General features: G+C 70.5%; 14 protein-coding genes and 1 pseudogene. 3 read left to right on the top strand and 12 right to left on the bottom strand.

The window, feature by feature from the left end; all coding sequences use genetic code 11:
- Positions 1 to 183: 183 nt before the first annotated feature.
- Both ACIQJT_RS05100 and ACIQJT_RS05095 read right to left on the bottom strand, forming a co-directional pair.
- Positions 184 to 1,029, bottom strand: coding sequence for a helix-turn-helix transcriptional regulator (locus ACIQJT_RS05100; protein ID WP_402639962.1), 846 nt, complete (start codon positions 1,027 to 1,029; stop codon positions 184 to 186).
- Positions 1,026 to 2,015: an aldo/keto reductase gene (locus ACIQJT_RS05095; RefSeq protein ID WP_402640102.1), complete on the bottom strand. Its 990-nt coding sequence runs from the start codon at positions 2,013 to 2,015 to the stop codon at positions 1,026 to 1,028. Before ACIQJT_RS05095 ends, ACIQJT_RS05100 begins: the two co-directional genes overlap by 4 nt.
- Positions 2,016 to 3,042: 1,027 nt before the next feature.
- Between ACIQJT_RS05095 and ACIQJT_RS05090 the strand changes: the two genes are divergently transcribed.
- Positions 3,043 to 4,329 (top strand): MFS transporter, encoded by a 1,287-nt coding sequence (locus ACIQJT_RS05090; protein WP_402639960.1) that lies wholly within the window; start codon positions 3,043 to 3,045, stop codon positions 4,327 to 4,329.
- Between the two features lie 143 nt (positions 4,330 to 4,472).
- Here ACIQJT_RS05090 and ACIQJT_RS05085 read toward each other — a convergent pair whose 3' ends face one another.
- Both ACIQJT_RS05085 and ctaD read right to left on the bottom strand, forming a co-directional pair.
- A complete protein-coding gene (locus ACIQJT_RS05085; RefSeq protein ID WP_402639958.1) occupies positions 4,473 to 4,847 on the bottom strand; it encodes a hypothetical protein in 375 nt (124 codons plus the stop codon).
- Positions 4,844 to 6,562, bottom strand: a complete 1,719-nt coding sequence (gene ctaD / locus ACIQJT_RS05080) for a cytochrome c oxidase subunit I (protein ID WP_402639956.1) — start codon at positions 6,560 to 6,562, stop codon at positions 4,844 to 4,846. Before ctaD ends, ACIQJT_RS05085 begins: the two co-directional genes overlap by 4 nt.
- 357 nt (positions 6,563 to 6,919) lie before the next feature.
- Here ctaD and ACIQJT_RS05075 point away from each other — a divergent pair, with 357 nt between their 5' ends.
- On the top strand, positions 6,920 to 7,315 hold the full coding sequence (locus ACIQJT_RS05075; RefSeq protein ID WP_402639954.1) for a GNAT family N-acetyltransferase: 396 nt from the start codon (positions 6,920 to 6,922) through the stop codon (positions 7,313 to 7,315).
- Between the two features lie 86 nt (positions 7,316 to 7,401).
- Here the strand turns inward: ACIQJT_RS05075 and ACIQJT_RS05070 are convergent, their stop codons facing one another.
- Positions 7,402 to 7,893 carry a DUF6086 family protein gene (locus tag ACIQJT_RS05070; RefSeq protein WP_402639952.1) on the bottom strand — a complete coding sequence of 164 codons (492 nt, stop codon included), beginning with the start codon at positions 7,891 to 7,893 and terminating at the stop codon, positions 7,402 to 7,404.
- Positions 7,894 to 7,959: 66 nt separating this feature from the next.
- Between ACIQJT_RS05070 and ACIQJT_RS05065 the strand changes: the two are divergent.
- A pseudogene (locus ACIQJT_RS05065) lies at positions 7,960 to 8,127 on the top strand (aminoglycoside phosphotransferase); the annotation flags it as partial.
- Positions 8,128 to 8,173: 46 nt separating this feature from the next.
- Here the strand turns inward: ACIQJT_RS05065 and ACIQJT_RS05060 are convergent.
- The 7 genes from ACIQJT_RS05060 to ACIQJT_RS05030 all read right to left on the bottom strand — a co-directional run bounded on the left by ACIQJT_RS05060 (position 8,174) and on the right by ACIQJT_RS05030 (position 16,406).
- Positions 8,174 to 8,803 carry a LysE family translocator gene (locus tag ACIQJT_RS05060; protein WP_402639950.1) on the bottom strand — a complete coding sequence of 210 codons (630 nt, stop codon included), beginning with the start codon at positions 8,801 to 8,803 and terminating at the stop codon, positions 8,174 to 8,176.
- Between the two features lie 122 nt (positions 8,804 to 8,925).
- A complete protein-coding gene (locus ACIQJT_RS05055; protein WP_402639948.1) occupies positions 8,926 to 10,038 on the bottom strand; it encodes a DNA alkylation repair protein in 1,113 nt (370 codons plus the stop codon).
- Positions 10,039 to 10,356: 318 nt separating this feature from the next.
- Positions 10,357 to 11,355, bottom strand: coding sequence for a helix-turn-helix transcriptional regulator (locus ACIQJT_RS05050; protein WP_402639946.1), 999 nt, complete (start codon positions 11,353 to 11,355; stop codon positions 10,357 to 10,359).
- Between the two features lie 122 nt (positions 11,356 to 11,477).
- Positions 11,478 to 13,013: an ABC transporter ATP-binding protein gene (locus tag ACIQJT_RS05045; RefSeq protein ID WP_402639944.1), complete on the bottom strand. Its 1,536-nt coding sequence runs from the start codon at positions 13,011 to 13,013 to the stop codon at positions 11,478 to 11,480.
- Positions 13,010 to 13,867: an ABC transporter permease gene (locus ACIQJT_RS05040; RefSeq protein WP_402639942.1), complete on the bottom strand. Its 858-nt coding sequence runs from the start codon at positions 13,865 to 13,867 to the stop codon at positions 13,010 to 13,012. The genes ACIQJT_RS05045 and ACIQJT_RS05040 overlap by 4 nt, the downstream gene beginning before the upstream one ends.
- Positions 13,864 to 14,868 carry an ABC transporter permease gene (locus ACIQJT_RS05035; RefSeq protein WP_402639940.1) on the bottom strand — a complete coding sequence of 335 codons (1,005 nt, stop codon included), beginning with the start codon at positions 14,866 to 14,868 and terminating at the stop codon, positions 13,864 to 13,866. Before ACIQJT_RS05035 ends, ACIQJT_RS05040 begins: the two co-directional genes overlap by 4 nt.
- Positions 14,853 to 16,406: an ABC transporter substrate-binding protein gene (locus ACIQJT_RS05030; RefSeq protein ID WP_402639938.1), complete on the bottom strand. Its 1,554-nt coding sequence runs from the start codon at positions 16,404 to 16,406 to the stop codon at positions 14,853 to 14,855. The genes ACIQJT_RS05035 and ACIQJT_RS05030 overlap by 16 nt, the downstream gene beginning before the upstream one ends.
- Between the last annotated feature and the right edge of the window lie 111 nt (positions 16,407 to 16,517).

Here is a 16,517-nt window from a genome sequence, read left to right as displayed (position 1 = left end):
CCGTCCGGCACGGTGCGAAGCGCCACGGGGCGGCCGAGACGTACGGCCCCGGGGCGAGGTGCCGGTGTGCACCTCCAGTGCCGGTGCACGCCCTGATCCACGACGGTTGCCTCACGGGGCAGGGGCCGGCATCGGCCCCTCAGCGGGCCGCTGCACGGCGCGCGGCCGCCGGCGTCAGCGCTGTCACGCCTCGAAGGTCTGCTCTCCGAGCACCTGGAGGAACTCGAAGTGTTCGGCGGTCCCCGACCCGGGTTGCGGCCGGAAGATCACCATTCGATGACCCGTGGCAGAGCCGAGGACGACGTCGCACTGGACGTCGAGCGGCCCCGCATGCGGATGCACCAGCCGCTTCCGGGTGGAACGCAGCGGCTTGACGGCCATCTCGTCCCAGTAACGGGCGAACTCGTCGCTGGCCTGGAGAAGGTCGGCGACGAGGCTGTCCGCAGCGGCGTCCCTGCCGAACCGCGCGACCGCGCTCCGCAGGTCCGCCGCATAGTCGCGGCCGATCTGCTCGTGCTCCTCGGCGACGTTCAGCGCCCGCGACGCAGGGTCGGTGAACCAGCGCCACGTCACGTTGCCGGCGCGCGCGTCCCCCACGGCCCAGGAGCCGAACAGCGCCTGGCTGAGCCGGTTCTGGGCGAGCATCGTGGAGAGGCCGTCCATGACCTGGGCCGGCACCGTCGTCAGGGCGTCGAGCAGGAACATCATGGCCGGGTCGACGTACCGGCCGGCTCCCCCGCCTCGCGGCGGGGCGTGACCGGCGAGCCGGTAGAGGTGGTCGCGCTCGTCCACCGACAGACGCAGCGCCCCTGCCAGACTCGCCAGCATCGCCTGCGAGGGGTGGGCGTTGCGGGACTGCTCCAGCCGCTCGTAGTAGTCGACCGAGATGTTCGCCAACAGCGCCACCTCGGAGCGTCGCAGCCCCGGAGTCCGGCGGCGTCCGCCCGCGACCAGCGCGACATCGGCCGGCCGCAGTGCCGCACGCCGGGCCCGCAGGAAGTCACCGAGGTCGTTGTGGTTGCTGTTCATTCCTGGATGGCCTTCATTCCCTCGGGGAAGTACCGCTCACCGGCCACCTCCTCGGACCCGATCATCTCGCTGAGGTCGCTCAGCGTCCCCGCGTCCAGTGTGAGCGCCGCGGCGGCCACGTTCTCCTCCAGATAGCTGCGCCGCTTGGTGCCGGGGATGGCGGTGACGCCCTGGGCCAGCACCCAGGCCAGGGCCAGTTGCCCCGGGGTGATGTCGTGCTTCTCGGCGATCGCGCGCACCCGGTCGGCCAGAGCGAGGTTGTGCGCGAAGTTCTCGCCGCTGAAGCGGGGCGCGGTGCGCCGCCAGTCGTTCTGCGGCAGCTCGTCGAGCGAGCGCAGCCGTCCCGTGAGGAAGCCGCGGCCCAGTGGGGCGTACGCCACGAAGCCGATGCCGAGTTCGCGCACCGCGTCGAGCACCCCGTTGCCCTCCACCGTTCTGGTGAACAGCGAGTACTCGGTCTGCACGGCCGACAGCGGCGCGGCGGCGTGGGCGGCGCGGATGGTCTCGACGGACGCCTCGCTGACACCGAGGTAGCGCACCTTGCCCTCGGCGACCAACTCGCCCAGCGCGCCGAAGGTCTCGGTCACCGGCACGTTCGGGTCGACACGGTGCTGGTAGTACAGGTCGATGCGGTCCGTGCCCAGCCGGCGCAGTGAACCCTCCACCGCGCGCCGCACATAACTCGGCCGTCCGTTCGGGCCACCGACCACCTTGCCGGACTCGTCCAGCGTCAGCCCGCCGAACTTCGTCGCCAGCAGCACCCGGTCCCGGTACGGTGCGACCGCCCGCCCGAGCAGTTCCTCTCCCGTGAACGGGCCGTACATGTCCGCCGTGTCGAAGAGGGTCACCCCGAGTTCGATCGCCCGGTGGATCGTCTCCACCGACCCGGCGTCGTCCCGGGTCCCGTACATGGCGGTCATCCCCATGGTGCCCAGACCCTCGACCGACGCCGTCAGTCCCTGGCTGCCGATCGCGTGTGTCCTGATGCTCATACGTATCTCCCGTTCGGGCGGTCACCGCCGTTCGACGACCGCCCTGCCAGCGTGCGCCACCGCGAGGCCGCTTCCAGCGTCCGGCTCAGCCCCGTCCTGAGAGGACGACGCTGGGGTGGTGACGGGCAGCGCCGCACCTGTCCATCACGGCTTCCCGCCTGGCCAACTCGTCGATGTCAGGTCGAGCAGGGACCGGATGATCGTGCGGGCGAGCCACAGAACCGCGGTTCCCGCGTCCGCCGGGAGGTGGCGTCGCGCCGTGGCTGTACGGGCAGCCAGGGACGTGCCGGGATCGGGCGAGTGGAACGGGTTGGTGTCCGGTTCTCTGCACAAGGGATCGACCGGCACCGTGATCTCCGATGGATCGAAGGGCCACGGCCTGATGGCCCGCGCCGCCTCCCGCACGTACCCTGCCGCCCCCATGGAGGAGCCCTCAGCCGACGCGCGCCGGTATGGGGCGTCGGAGGCCGGGCCGGTGTAGACACCGCGGTCGGCACAGGTGAGAAGGCCGGGCGGGCGAGTTCGTCCGTCGCGGAGACCGCCGACACGCCGCTCACTACACCGGCCGCGGCGCACGCCAGCGCGAACGGCGCACCCACCGAGTAGCCAACGCTCGCCAGGTCCGCCCGCCCTCGGCTCCCGCCGAATGCGCGGACATCGCCGGCCTGTCCTGCCAGCTCCAACCGGAGGCGGCGCCGGACACACCCAGTCCTGATCAGTCGACGGTGATCAGACGAACTCCCGGCCCGGCGACCGCGCTACGCGCAGGCCGAGCCATCTGCTCGTGGTGGAACCGGCCCACAGCTGGACGAGGCGCCCGACTCGGGCCCCCACGCGGCCACCCCACGGCGCACCCGTCCGGCAGCTTTGTCCGCCCCAGCCGCTCGGGCGCCTCGACAATCCCCCAGCAGGCGGCTCACAGACTTGGACTTTGAGTTGCGGAATGCAATCTAGCTAGCTAGGTTGCTAAGAAATATTCAGCCTCTCACGGCGATCCAAGACCCGTCACACAGGAGACCCCGTGCCGCTTCTAGGAACACGCGCCAGCTTCTGGACCGCCGGCGCGGTGGTCGCACTCGCGCTGTGGACCAGCGCCTGCCCGACCATGACCTATCCGCTCTACCAGGCTGAGTGGGGTGTCTCGACGACCGCCATCACCTGGATCTTCGCCGCGTACCCGATCACTCTGATTCCGGTCCTGATCATTTTCGGTGACCTCTCCGACCACATCGGCAGACGTGCGTCCATCCTGATCGGGCTCGCCGCGGAATTGATCGGCGCCCTGTTCTTCGCGGTCGCCGGTGACGTCGTGTGGCTACTGATCGGCCGTGTCTTCATGGGTATCGGCGTCGGTCTGTCCATCAGCCCCGCGAGTGTGGCCATGGTCGAGTTCAGCGCACCCGGCAAGGAGAAGCGAGCCGGCGCCCTCAGTACGGCGATATCGGCCCTCGGCATCGGGCTGGCGATGCTCGTGGGCGGCGCCCTGACCGAGTACGCGCCCTTTCCCCTGCACCTCGATTTCTTCGTCCTTGCCGTCTCGATCGCGGCCGTGGCGTGCCTGGTCCTGTGCATGCCGCGCCACACACCGGACGAGGCCCAGGAGCCGTGGCGTGTCCGGCCGATCGTCATCCCCCGTGGCAGCCGCGTCGTCTTCGTGGCCGGTTCGATCGCGTTCGCGTCGTCGTTCCTGCTCGGGGCGATCGTGCTGCCGCTCGGTGCCAAGATCGCCCGGCAGCTCGCCGGTTCGAGCAACGCCCTGGTCACAGGCGCTCTCCTGTCGGTCTTCGCGGCGTGCATCACGGTCTTCGCCCTCGTGGCCCGGCGCGTGCCGGTCTGGCTCCTCGTCGTCCTCGGGGCGGCCGGGTCGCTCGCGGCGGTATGGCTGTTCGTCCTCACCGGCGTGGAGCACTCGCTGGCGCTCTTCTTCGTCGCCTCGGCGGTGGCCGGCGCCGCCTACGCCTTCGACTTCGCCGGCGGACTGACGGTCTTCAGCCGGTACGCCGCTCCGCACCACCGGGCCGGCATGGTCTCTGGCGGATACCTCATCGGCTACGCCGCGCAAGGCGTCGGGGCCCCCGCCCTGGGCGCCGTAGTGACCGCGCACGGGCTGATGCCGGGACTGCTGACCGGCGCCACCGCATTCAGCGCCTTCTTCGTCGTCGTACTCATCGGGGGCCTGACCGTGCTCGCTCCGCTGCACCGGCGCGGCCTGCACGCCGCCCGGAGGACCGTGGAGGCGTCGGCGTCGGCGTCGGCGTCGGCTCAGGAAGCCGTACCGGCCGGGGATATGGAGGTCGGCGGCCCATGAGAGCAGCGGGGAACGGGCGGTACCGATCGGCGCCGACCGGGGGCCTGGGAAGTCGCCTGAGGTTGGGCGGGCGTCAGGTCGGCACAGTCCGACGGTGCGGGGCATGCCGTACACCGGCAGCGTGCGTGGGCACGGCCTGCCTGTCAGCGTGTCAGCACGCCCACCGCCGCACCCACACCGGCGGCGCAGGCCATCACTGCTGACGCGCAGGCGGCATGCCGCTTGAGCAGTGCGCGACGTAGTTCTTGGTAACGGTTCTCGTACTCCTGACACAGCTGGTCGGCGCGCTGGACGGTGACGCGCAGCATGTGCCGGGCGAGCAGCATGCGCCGCTCGCAGTAATGGTGGGCCAGGTCCTCGGCCTGGGCGGTGGTCAGCCAGGGCATTTCCGCGCACAACTCCCCCGCCTCCCGGCGGGCGTCGTCGTAGTGACTGCGCAACAGGAGGTAGCCCTCGGCCTCGGCGGCGAGAGCGGACGCGTGGTCCGCGTGTGAGCGTCGAACCCGTCCTCTGATCATGACCGGTCGCCCTTGTGCCCTTCGGCCTCCAGCACGTCACGCTTGCCGGTGGACTCCGCTTGGTCGAACTGGGCGATGTCCGGGTGGTGCAGGTCGAAGGCCGGGGACTCGGTGCGCACCCGGGGCAGCGTGACGAAGTTGTGGCGGGGCGGCGGGCAGGAGGTGGCCCATTCCAGGGAGCGGCCGTAGCCCCAGGGGTCGTCGACCTTGACGCGTTCGCCGTACTTGGCGGTCTTCCAGACGTTGTAGAGGAACGGCAGGGTGGACAGGCCGAGGAGGAAGGCGCCGATGGAGGAGACCGTGTTCAGGGCGGTGAAGCCGTCGGCGGCCAGGTAGTCGGCGTAGCGGCGGGGCATCCCCTCGGCACCCAGCCAGTGCTGGGCCAGGAAGGTGGTGTGGAAACCGACGAACAGCGTCCAGAAGTGGATCTTCTCCAGGCGGTGGTCGAGCATCGTGCCGGTCATCTTCGGCCACCAGAAACTGAATCCGCCGAACATCGCGAACACGATCGTGCCGAACAGCACGTAGTGGAAGTGCGCGACGACGAAATAGGTATCGGTGACGTGCCAGTCCAGGGGCGGTGAGCCGAGGATGACACCGGTCAGGCCGCCGAAGAGGAAGGTGACCAGGAAGCCGACCGCCCACAGCATGGGTGGCTCGAAGGACAGCGAGCCCTTCCACATGGTGCCGATCCAGTTGAAGAACTTCACCCCCGTCGGCACGGCGATCAGATAGGTCATGAAGGAGAAGAACGGCAGCAGCACGGCCCCGGTGGCGAACATGTGATGCGCCCACACGGTCACCGACAGACCTGCGATGGCGATGGTCGCGCCGACCAGGCCCATGTAACCGAAGATCGGCTTGCGGGAGAACACCGGGATGATCTCGGTGATCACGCCGAAGAAGGGCAGGGCGAGGATGTAGACCTCGGGGTGGCCGAAGAACCAGAACAGGTGCTGCCACAGCAGTGCCCCGCCGTACTGGGCGTCGAAGACGTGCGCCCCGAACTTCCGGTCCGCCTCCAGCGCGAACAGCGCCGCCGCCAGCACGGGGAAGGCGAACAGGACCAGCACCGAGGTCAGCAGCACGTTCCAGGTGAAGATCGGCATGCGGAACATGGTCATCCCGGGGCCGCGCATGCAGATGATGGTGGTGATGAAGTTGACCGCGCCCAGGATCGTGCCGAATCCCGCCAGCGCCAGCCCCATGATCCACAGGTCGGCGCCGACGTAACCGCTGCGGATGGGCCCGCTGAGCGGGGTGTAGGCGGTCCATCCGTAGTCGGCGGCACCCTGCGGGGTCAGAAAGCTGCCCATGACGATCAGTCCGCCGAGCAGGAAGAACCAGTAGGACAACATGTTCAGCCGCGGGAAGGCGACGTCGGGAGAGCCGATTTGCAGGGGCATGATCGCGTTGGCGAACCCGGCGAAGGTCGGAGTGGCGAACAGCAGCAGCATGATCGTGCCGTGCATGGTGAACGCCTGGTTGTACTGCTCGCTGGAGAGGAACTGGAGCCCGGGCCGGGCCAGTTCCGCCCTGATCGCCATCGCCAGCACCCCGCCGACCAGGAAGAAGCAGAACGAGGTGATCAGGTACAGATGACCGATCTTCTTGTGGTCGGTGGTGGACAGCCAGGACACGATCACCTGACCCCTGCCGCGGCGCCCCTCGGCCGCAGGAGTCGGAGAGATCGGTTCAGTCGTATGAGTCGCCATCACAATCCCTCGATCAAGGCCAAGGCGGATCCGGCCAGCAGGCGGGCACAGCCGCGACTGAGTGACCCGCCGCGGTGAACGTAGTCCCGCATCGCCGAAGCCATTCCTGCATGGAGCCGTCCTTACGCCACATGAACCGAGCGGCCACTCCTTCGGACTACGCCCTGCCCACGAGCGCCCAGCGGGTTCCCGTATGACCCGCAACGTGCCTACGGCGCCCTCCCGGCACAAAACGGATCATGCATCCGCGCTCATCGGGTCCGTTCCGAATGCGGCGCTTCCGGCCTGCGGCACCGGCTCTGTGAGGGCCGGGCGGAATCGGGTTGTCGGACGTGACCTGATCCCTACGACCAAGGCGTGACGATCACGTACGAATGGTGGGGCGACTTCGACAACACAGCCCTCAACGCGCTGCATGCCGAAGGCTTCGGCCATCCAGTCGCTCAGACTGACTGGCGAGAACGAGTGGAGCGCCACAGCCTCGGCTGGGTCTGCGCCTGGGAAGACGGCTCGCTGATCGGTTTCGTCAACGTGGCCTGGGACGGCGGAGTTCACGCCTTCATCCTGGACACGGTGGTGGCCCAGCATCGGCAGCGGGCCGGTGTCGGCGGAGCACTGGTCGCAGCCGCGGCTCAGGAAGCCCGTGCCGCGAAGTGCCATTGGCTCCACGTCGACTTCGAGGAACACCTGCGTTCGTTCTACTTCGACGCCTGCGGCTTCCAGGAGACGACAGCCGGACTGATCGCCCTCTGACTGGTCGTCATAGGAGGAGTGCAACTTCGTGCTAGCCCTAAGGACTGCATCGGTGGGCAACTGATCGGCCGACGCGGTGGCTCCGGTCAGCGAGGCATGTGCTGCGCGAGCTCCCGTGCCTTCTCGCGCAGTCCCGCCCCCCGGGCGCGTCCTTCGGCCAGAGTGGACATCCCTGTGACTGCGGGAGTTTGTGCACCTTCAAGTGCGCCATCCGGAGCGGCCCCGGACTGAGCCCAGTCCACCCTGATCCCGGCGCGCTCCGCGAGAACCAGCACGGTGGCGATGAACCCCTCGGAGAGCGCGCGCAGTACGGCGTGGCTTGTTCCTCGGTGCTGCACCAGTAGGGCGTTGAGGAAGATCTCGAAGACGGCTGGGTTGATCTGGCACTCGTCGTTCTCCATCGGCCCGATGCCGGATGAGAGCTCCAGCTCCGCCTCGAAGACCGACACTTGGCTTTGGAACAGACGGGAAGCGCCGTTGGACGGGTTCCACAGAGTCTCGTCGCCTATATCGAAGTACTGGCTCAGCGCGGCACCTTTCGGTTGGTCATGAAGGGTGAGCGTATCCAGCCGGATCACCCCTGACGGTTCTCTCGACGACCCAGCGGTGGCGGATCGTCGGCGACGCGGCGGGAGCGGATCGCGTACAGGAAAGCAGACGAGGCGGCGATCCGGCGTGCCCGCGGACTGGCCGTCATGAAGAGCCTCTTCCTGATGCTCATGGGGCAGAACGGCGACCGAGGCCTTCCCGGCGGCAAGCCGAACTGGGGGCCCGTAGGCCGGGCGGCACTCGATCGTGTTCTGCGGGACTGAAGCGGCACGCCGGAGCGTCGAGCAGGTGGTCCCTGTTTGCACGGGCTCAGTCTGTGGCGGCGATCCCTACGCCGACCCCTATGAGCAGGCTCCCGCTGATCCGATCCCAGATCCGGCGCTTCGCGATGTCGGTCAGGAGCGGCCGCAGCCGCGCGGCGAACGTGACCAGGGCGAACCAGTAGGCCAGGCCCACCGCGATGTCGACCGCTCCGAGCAGGAAGATCTGGCCCGTCGCAGACCCGTCGGTCCCCGTCACGAACTGCGGCAGGACACTCAGGAAGAAGAGCGCGGCCTTCGGGTTGAGCACATTGGTGAGAAAACCCTCCATGAAGCTGGAGCGGCAGCTTCCCGGGTGCTCGCGGCCGGAGGCACGGTGCGGCCGGGCCGGGGCCGCACCGGAGCGGGCGGCGAGCAGCGCGCGGACCCCGAGGAACACCAGGTAGGCGGCGCCCGCCAGTTTGATTACGGTGAACGCGTACGCCGACCGGGCGGCGATCACCGACAGACCGAGCGCCGCGGCGCACATGTGGACGCAGAGCCCGCTCTGCGCGCCCCAGGCCGCCGCACGGCCGAGGGCCGTGTTCCGGGCCCCCGCCCGGACGATCACCAGGAAGTCCGGCCCGGGTACGAGGTAGGCCAGCATCAGCACACCGAGGAAGCCGAGCAGGTTCGTCATCGCGGGCGAACTCCTTCGTCTCGCACACGTCCGGACGACCGGGGTACCCCATAGCGGCCTATCCAAAGTACCCACCGCGTCGGGAGGCGGTTCGCCCCCGGGGTGGAGGGCAGGACTGTGCGTCAGGGTGTGTCCGGGTCGACCAGTTCGAAGTCGGCGCGGGCCGATGCGACTCCGTTGACCTGAAGGGAGATCGCGTGCGTGCCGGAGTGGTAGCGGCGGGTCGTGATCGGGCGGAAGGAGTGCTCCCGGGCCACTTGAATGCGCTCGCCCGGTGCGAGGGTGCGCGTGGTGAGTTTGAAGGTCTTGCCGGTCTGGCCGCCGTTGGCCTTGCGGTGGTGCACCACGTAGTCGATCGCCAGGCGTGCCTGGGTGTCGCCGGTGTTGCGGACCGAGGCGGTGAACCGGACGCTGCCGCCGAAGGGGACGGTACTGCGGTCCAGGTGGGGTCCGTCGACCTCGACTGCCGCAGGCGTGAAGCCGAGCAGGTCCAGAGCGCCGGGGTGGCCGCGTTTGACGAGGGTGCGCAGGCCATGGCGTACGAGGCGTTCGGTGGCCGGGTCGGGCGCGACCAGCCAGCGGCGGGCGGTGTCGACGACGAGGTCGGGGTGGTCCCGGCTGAGGTCGTTGAGATGGTTGGCGACCGAGCGGCGCACGTAGTCGCTCTCGTCCCGGTGGAGGGCGTCGAGGACCGGCATGGTCACTCCGGGGCGGGCCAGGATGTCCGGTACTCGTACCGCCCAGGGAAGGTAGGGACGGGTGCCTTCGGAGGCGAGCCTGCGCACGTGCGCGTCGGGCGAGACGGTCCAGTCGCTGATGATGCCGAGGGCGCGGTCGAGGTCGTGCCGCAGCAGGGTCCTGATGGCGAACTCCGAGGTGAGGCGCCCGGTGAGGTCGGCGAGCAGCGCCATCGCATCGTCGAACGCGGTGTGGCTGTCCTCCTGGACCGCGCGGGTGGCGAGGGCGCTGGTGACCGGCCAGATCAGCCATCCGGTGAAATCCGGGGCGCTGTCCCGGGCGGAGCGCACGATCCGGGCCAGCGCGGCGAAGTCGCCGGGCAGGTCGGCCAGCAGGGCATCGCGCAACAGATCGGCGCGTTCCCGGAGGGATATCGGGGCGATCTGCCCTGGCGCTGTGCGCAGTGAGGTGAGGTCGGCGTCCGGAGCGGCGGTCTGGATGGCGCGGATCAGGGTTTCAACGGCGTGGTGGCCGATGAGCTCGTCGGCGGATGGCATGCGGTCTCTTCCATCAGGGTGAGGTGGTGCGGTGCGGTGATCGGACTTCCGTCGGTGCTGTCGTGGCCGTGTGTCGCTGGAGCAACTTCGGTTCCCGGTGGGTGCATCGGGCAGGGTGGGACGCGCCGAGCGGTCATGGAGCTCGTCCGAGGGCTCACTGCTCACTCTATGAGCCGACCCGGTCAGAAACTGTCCTGGTCAGAGATGGGAGGTGGCTTGGCGGACATCACGGCAGCGGCCGTGTGAAGGGCCGTTTTCGGGAGGAGTGTCCTGCCCGCCCTGGCAGGCGATCCGATGTGAAGACCGAAAGCTGCCGACCTACGTAACGTCCTCGCCCCGTTGCCGGCTCTCCAGGTCCCCCAGGTCCCCCGGTGTCAGGGCGTCGAGCTGGGTGCGGAGGCGTGTGCGCAACAAGGTGCGCAGTTCGGCCGGTTCCAGCACGGTGAGCGGGACGGTCAGCGCAAGAAGACGGTCGGCGAGTTCGTCCAGGTGCGTGCCGCCGAGGGTGACGCGCGTCGCATCCGGCCCGACGCTCTCGTGGACCCCCGCCCCGGGTGGGACGAGCCGCTGCGCCTCCTCCAGGGGCACCGGCAGCACCACCGTCGCGTACACCGGGTAGTCACTGGTCAGCATGTCGGCGACCATGCGTGCGGCATCCGGTGGACTGTCGATCCGGACCGGTTGGCCGGTGGGCCGCGCTTCCACCACACGGTCCGCCCGGAAGGTCCGCCAGTGCCCGCGCTCGACGTCGAGGGCGACCAAATACCAGCGGTTCCGGGTTCGTACGAGCCGGTACGGGTCGGCCGCGCGGCTGGTGCTGCGGCCCTCCCGATCGCGGTAGACCATCCGCAGGCGGTGGCGGTGGTGGCACGCGTCGGCCAGCGCGAGAAGCACTTCGGTCGAGACCGGATCACCCGGCCCCTGCGGAGTGTGGACGACGGAGTCGGCGAACGCACTGAGCCGCTCGGCCACCCGGCGCGGCAGCATCCGCTGGAGCTTGAACAGCGCGGACAGCGCCGCCTGGTCGCTGCCCAGCACCCCGCGCAGCGCTGCTTCCCGCAGGGCGACCGCCACCGCCAGGGCCTCGTCGTCGTCCAGGTTCAACGGCGGGAGCGCGCTGCCCGGCGCCATGCGGTAACCGCCCCACGGACCGGGATCGGACTCGATTCCGTACCCGAGCTCCCGCAGCCGCGCCACGTCCCGCCGCACGGTGCGCTCGTCGACCTCCATGCGCTCGGCAAGCTCACGGTTCGTCCATGACGGCCGCTGGGACAGCAAGGACAACAACCGCAACAGCCGCACCGGGGTACTCGACACACCGGGACTGTAGAGGAAGAGCCGGCCACCACCGAGGCCATGAGCTGGAGGCGGGCACGGGTGTCTTCACCGGTGCCGCGACCGCGCCCCGCGGCCGGGCGGACCGATCGCGCAAGCCCGAGTCAGCCGCCGAGCAGCGTCCCGGTGGCCAGTGCCGCGGTCACCGGGTGGGACGGTGAGGTGAACAGCTGCGCGGTGGGTCCCGACTCGACGACATGCCCCTCGGACATCACGAGCAGGGTGTCCGTGCGGTCGGCGACGAGACGCAGGTCGTGGCTGACCAGGACGAGGGACAGGCCGCGCCGGTCCCGCAGATCCGCCAGCAGGTCCATGACGGCGACGGTGGTGTCCGCGTCGAGGGCTGAGGTGACCTCGTCACAGATCAGCACGTCGGGGTCGGCCGCCAGGGCGCGGGCCACGGCGACGCGCTGGCGTTGGCCGCCGGAGAGTTCGTGGGGGTAGCGGTCGGCGTAGGCGGCGGGCAGGCCGACCTGGTCGAGCAGTTCCAGGACGCGGTCGGGGACCTCGGCCCGTGCTGCCCGGCGGTGCAGCAGGAGCGGGCGGCGCAGGGTGGCCTCGACGGTGCGGCTGGGGTTGAGGGTGCCCAGGGGGTCCTGGGGCACGAGTTGGAGGCGGCGGCGCTGGTCGCGGGTACGGCGGTGCGCGGTGGCAGCGAGGCGGGTGCCGTCCAGGCTGACGGTGCCGGCGGTGGCGCGGTGCAGGCCGACGAGGGTGCGCAGCAGGGTCGTCTTGCCGGAACCGGAGGCGCCGACGACTCCGAGGCTGCTTCCTGCGGAGAGGGTGAGGTCGATGCCGTGCAGTACGGGGACGCGGCGGCCGCGGTGGAGGTGGGCGGCGTGCAGGCCGGACGCGATCAGCGTCGAACCGTCGTCAGGTGTGGGTGCGGGTTCGCGGGGGGCGGGTGCGGCGTTCGCGGTCGGCTGGAGGCGCGGGCCGGTCAGGTCCACGACGTCGTCGGCGAGCCGGGTGACCAGGTCGGGGTCGTGACAGGACAGGCCGATGGCTATGCGGTGGCTTTCCGCGAGGTGGCGCAGGAGGTCGGCGATCTCGTCGCGCAGCGCGGGGTCGAGTCCCGCGGTGGGTTCGTCGAGGAGGAGGACGGCGGGGCGGCGGGCCAGGGCGCGGGCGAGCGCGACCCGGCGTTGCTGGCCGCCCGACAGGCCGCCGATACGGCGGTCGGGCAGGCCGTCGTCGACAGGGAGCCGGACCTCGGTGAGCTGGGCGCGGATCGCCTCGGGGCTTTTGTCCACGGCGAGTTCGGTGAGCAGGCGGCGTACCTTCATGCGCGGGTTGAGGGCGGAGCCGGGGTCCTGGCCGACGTAGGCGAGGCGGTGGCGGCGCAGCGTGCGCAGGGCCGGTGCCGGGAGGGCGAGGGGGTCCTGGCCGAGGACGGTGATGCTGCCCGTGGTGCGCTCGGTGCCCGGGGGCAGGGTGCCTGTCACTGCTCGCAGGAGCGTGGTCTTGCCGCAGCCGGAGGGGCCGACGACGGCGGTGACGCGGCCGGGGGCCAGTTCGAGGCCGGCCCGGTCGAGCAGGAGGCGGCCGTTCGGGGTGGTGACGGTCAGGTCGCGGACCCGGACGGCTCTCTCCGCGTCGGGCGTGTGGCTGTCGGAGTACCAGTCGGGCATGTGGTTCACAGTGCGGGCACCGCCTTCCGGCCGGTCGTGGGGACGAGGGCGGCGGCCGCGAGGTTGACGCTCATGGCGAGCAGGCCGATGGCGATGCTGGGGGCGAGGACGGCCCAGGGGTTGAGGAGGATGCCGGCGGAGTTCTCGCGGATCATCAAAGCCCAGTCGGCGGCGGGTGGTTGGGGGCCGACCTGGAGGAAACCGGCGGTCGCGACGAGGTAGACGGCGGCGACGAAGCGCAGCCCGAACAGGGCCAGCAGGGTGGCCCGCAGGTTGGGGAGCACTTCCCGGAGCACGAGGTACCCGAGTCGCTCGCCGCCGACGGCCGCCGCTTCGACGTAGCCGGAGGCCGCGACGGGTGCGGCGGCCCCGGCGACCAGGCGTACCGCGTAGGGCACGCCGAGGACGACGGACGCGGTGACGACGGCGAGGCGTCCGCCGTCGGGCCAGGACAGGGTCACGAGCAGGATGCCGAGCACGGCGGGCAGCAGCATCAGCACGTCGGCGCTGCGTTCGACGATCCGTCCGACGGCCGGGCGCAGGGCACTGACCGCGCCGAGCACGGCGGCCACCGCGGTGACCAGGGCGGCGACGAGGAGGGACGTGACGACGAGTTCGCGTCCTCCGGCCAGGACGCGGCTGAGGATGTCGCGGCCGAGCTGGTCGCCGCCGAGGGGAGCGTTGCCGCCGGGTTCCGCGTACGGCGCGGTGACCGGGGTGTCGATGGCGTGCGGGGCGAGCCAGGGTCCGGCCAGGGCGACGGCGGTGAGGAGCAGGGCCGGGAGCACCCGGAGAACGATCCGGCGGCGGGTGGGGCGCGGAGGCCGGGCGGTCTTCGCGGCGGGGGCGGTGGTCGCGGTCATGTGCGGCCTCCCGAGGCCCAGGCGCGTACGAGGTCGGCGAGCAGCAGCACTCCGGTGATGACGGCTCCGGTGACGGCGACGACCCCGGCGATGAGGGGGCTGTCGCGGTCGGCGACCGCTCCGGCGAGGACGGAGCCGATGCCGGGGTAGTTGAAGATGGTCTCCACCACGACCGCGCCGCCCAGCAGCATGCCGGTGGAGGTGGCGATGCCGGCCGCGATGGTGGGCAGGGCGCCGGGCAGCAGGTGGTGGGTGAGGATCCGGTGGCGGGGCAGTCCGTCGAGCACGGCGGTGTCGATGTGCGGCGCCTTGGCCTCGTCGGCGAGCGCGGCCCGCACGATGCGGGTGTTCCAGCCGATCTGCGGGACGGCCAGGGCGAGGACGGGCAGCACGAGCATCCGCCAGGAGGCGGGCGAGCCGTCGGCGTCGGTGAGGGTGACGGCGGGCAGCCAGTCGGTCCACAGCGCGAGGACGAGGACGAGGGCGACGGCGACGACGAACTCGGGCAGCGCAAGGATGCCGGTGGCGCCTGCGGAGACCATCCGGTCGACCGTCCCGCCGGGCCGGCCGGCCGCCCAGCAGCCGAGCGCGACCGAGGCGAGCAGGGTCACCAGCAGGGCGAGCCCGCCGAGCAACAGGGTGTTGGGGAACGGGTGGGCCAGCAGGGCCGCCACCGGTTCCCCGCGTGCGGAGGTGCCCAGGTCGCCGGTGGGCAGGCCGGTCATCCAGTCCCCGAAGCGTTCCGTCACCGGCCGGTCCAGGCCCAGCAGATGGCGCCGCGCGGCGAGGTCGGCCGCGCTTTCGCCGCGTTCGGAGGTGGCGTCGGCGGCGTCGCCCGGGAGCAGTTCGACAGCGGCGAAGACGGCGGCGAGCAGCACGGCCAGCAGCAGGATCCGGCGCGCGAGCACACCGGCCGCGTACAGGGCCGTGCGGACGACGGCGGGAACCGGCCGCGGTGCCGAAGCCGCGGCCGGTTCCCGCCGGGTCAGCGAGTCAGCCATGCCTGCTCGAGCTGGACGCGCCCGTAGCCGGGCAGGGTGGGCAGGTTCCGCACGGCCGAGCCCGCGAGGTCGATGCCGTCGGCCATGCCCCACAGCAGGTAGCCGGACGCGTCGTACTCGATCTGCTGGAGCTCGTGCAGCACCTTGGCGCGCTCCGCCGCGTCCTTGGTCGCCATCGCCTTCCTGTAGGCGGCGTCGAACTCCTTGTTCTTCCAGCCGGTTTCGTTCTGGCCGGAGTCGGAGACCATGGTCTTGCTGGCGAAGAACACGACCGAGTCGTTGGTGCCCCAGTAGGTGGTGTACAGGTCGCCCTTGAGCCAGGTCTTGTCCCAGAAGGTGGCCGACTCCTGCTTGACCACCTCGATCTTGACCCCGGCCTCGCGGACCTGGGAGGCGAACAGTGTGGCGGACTCGGCGAGGCCCGCGATGTCCTCGGTGGTGAGCAGCTTGTAGGTCTTCGACGTGTCGAAGCCGGCTTCCTTCAGCAGCTGCCTGGCCTTGGCCAGGTCGCGCCCCCGCTGCGGGATGCCCTTGGCGAAGGCGGGGTCGCCGGTGCCGAGGATGTCGTTGGCGACCGTGCCGTATCCGGACAGCACCTGCTTGACCATGGTGTCCCGGTCGACGGCGAGGCGCAGCGCCTCCCGCACCCTCGCGTCCGCGAACGGACCGTCTGCGGTGCGCATGACGATCGGCATCGCCATGTCGTTGGGGCGGCGCACGATCTGGATGTCGTCGCGCTTCTCGGCGGTACGGGCCGCGACCGCGCCGACGTTGGAGGCGACGTCGATCTGTCCGGCGAGCAGGGCGTTGGCCATCGCCTGCGGGCTCTCGAAGATCTTCACCTCGATGGCGTCGAGGTGGACGTCGCCGCCGTACCAGTCGTCGTTGCGGACCAGGCGGGCGTTGCCGGAGCGGAACCAGTCGAGCTTGAAGGGGCCGGTGCCGGGCGCCTTGCCGAGGTCCTTGTCCGCGGTGTCCTTCTTCAGCACGAACGTCGTCAGGCGGGTCAGCAGCGGCAGTTCGGCGTTGGCGTAGTCGGACACCAGGACGACGGTGTTCTCGCCTTCGGCCTTGATGTTCTCCGGCTTGATGCCCGGGAGGCGGGACGCGCCGGAGGGGGTGTTGCGCAGCCGCTTCAGCGACCACACGACGTCTTCGGCGGTGACCGGCGTGCCGTCGTGGAACTTCGCGCCCTTGGCGAGAGTGAAGCGCCAGGTCTTCAGGTCGTCCGACGCCTGCCAGTTCGCGGCGAGGCGGGGAACGGTGTTCGGCTTGCTGCCGGGGACGGTGAGGGTGTCGTGGACCAGCGAGATGATCAGGTAGTCGCTCTCGTTGGCCTGGGTGCCGTGCGGATCGCGGGTGATGGCCGACGCACGGCCCAGCGCGCCCACCCGCAGGGTGCCGCCGCTCCGGGGCTTCTCGCTCGCCGTCGACGGCGACTTGGCCGAGGTCTCGTCACCGCCGCCGCAGGCGGCCAGGAGCGCGGCCGCACCTATTCCGCCACCGGCCCACAGCACCTGGCGTCTGTTCAGGTTCACGTCGTACGACCTCGTTCCGCTCACATGGGCACATTGCTTAGGTTTGCCTACCCTAAGAAGATCCTGTGCGCAAGGTCTGCCGAGAGCGTTCGCGATCTCTGGCGGGGCATC

It is taken from the genome of Streptomyces sp. NPDC091972 (genome assembly GCF_044756385.1).
In the GTDB taxonomy this organism is placed as follows: Bacteria; Actinomycetota; Actinomycetes; order Streptomycetales; family Streptomycetaceae; genus Streptomyces.
Note: the sequence above shows the minus strand (reverse complement) of the source record. Positions and strands in the feature narration are given on the sequence as shown.

Excerpts from the sequence above, each read along its gene's own strand:
- ACIQJT_RS05100 (WP_402639962.1), bottom strand. The coding sequence starts at position 1,029 with ATGAACAGCAACCACAACGACCTCGGTGACTTCCTGCGGGCCCGGCGT.
- ACIQJT_RS05085 (WP_402639958.1), bottom strand. The coding sequence starts at position 4,847 with ATGATCAGAGGACGGGTTCGACGCTCACACGCGGACCACGCGTCCGCT.
- ctaD (WP_402639956.1), bottom strand. The coding sequence starts at position 6,562 with ATGGCGACTCATACGACTGAACCGATCTCTCCGACTCCTGCGGCCGAG.
- ACIQJT_RS05060 (WP_402639950.1), bottom strand. The coding sequence starts at position 8,803 with ATGACGAACCTGCTCGGCTTCCTCGGTGTGCTGATGCTGGCCTACCTC.
- ACIQJT_RS05055 (WP_402639948.1), bottom strand. The coding sequence starts at position 10,038 with ATGCCATCCGCCGACGAGCTCATCGGCCACCACGCCGTTGAAACCCTG.
- ACIQJT_RS05040 (WP_402639942.1), bottom strand. The coding sequence starts at position 13,867 with ATGACCGCGACCACCGCCCCCGCCGCGAAGACCGCCCGGCCTCCGCGC.
- ACIQJT_RS05035 (WP_402639940.1), bottom strand. The coding sequence starts at position 14,868 with ATGGCTGACTCGCTGACCCGGCGGGAACCGGCCGCGGCTTCGGCACCG.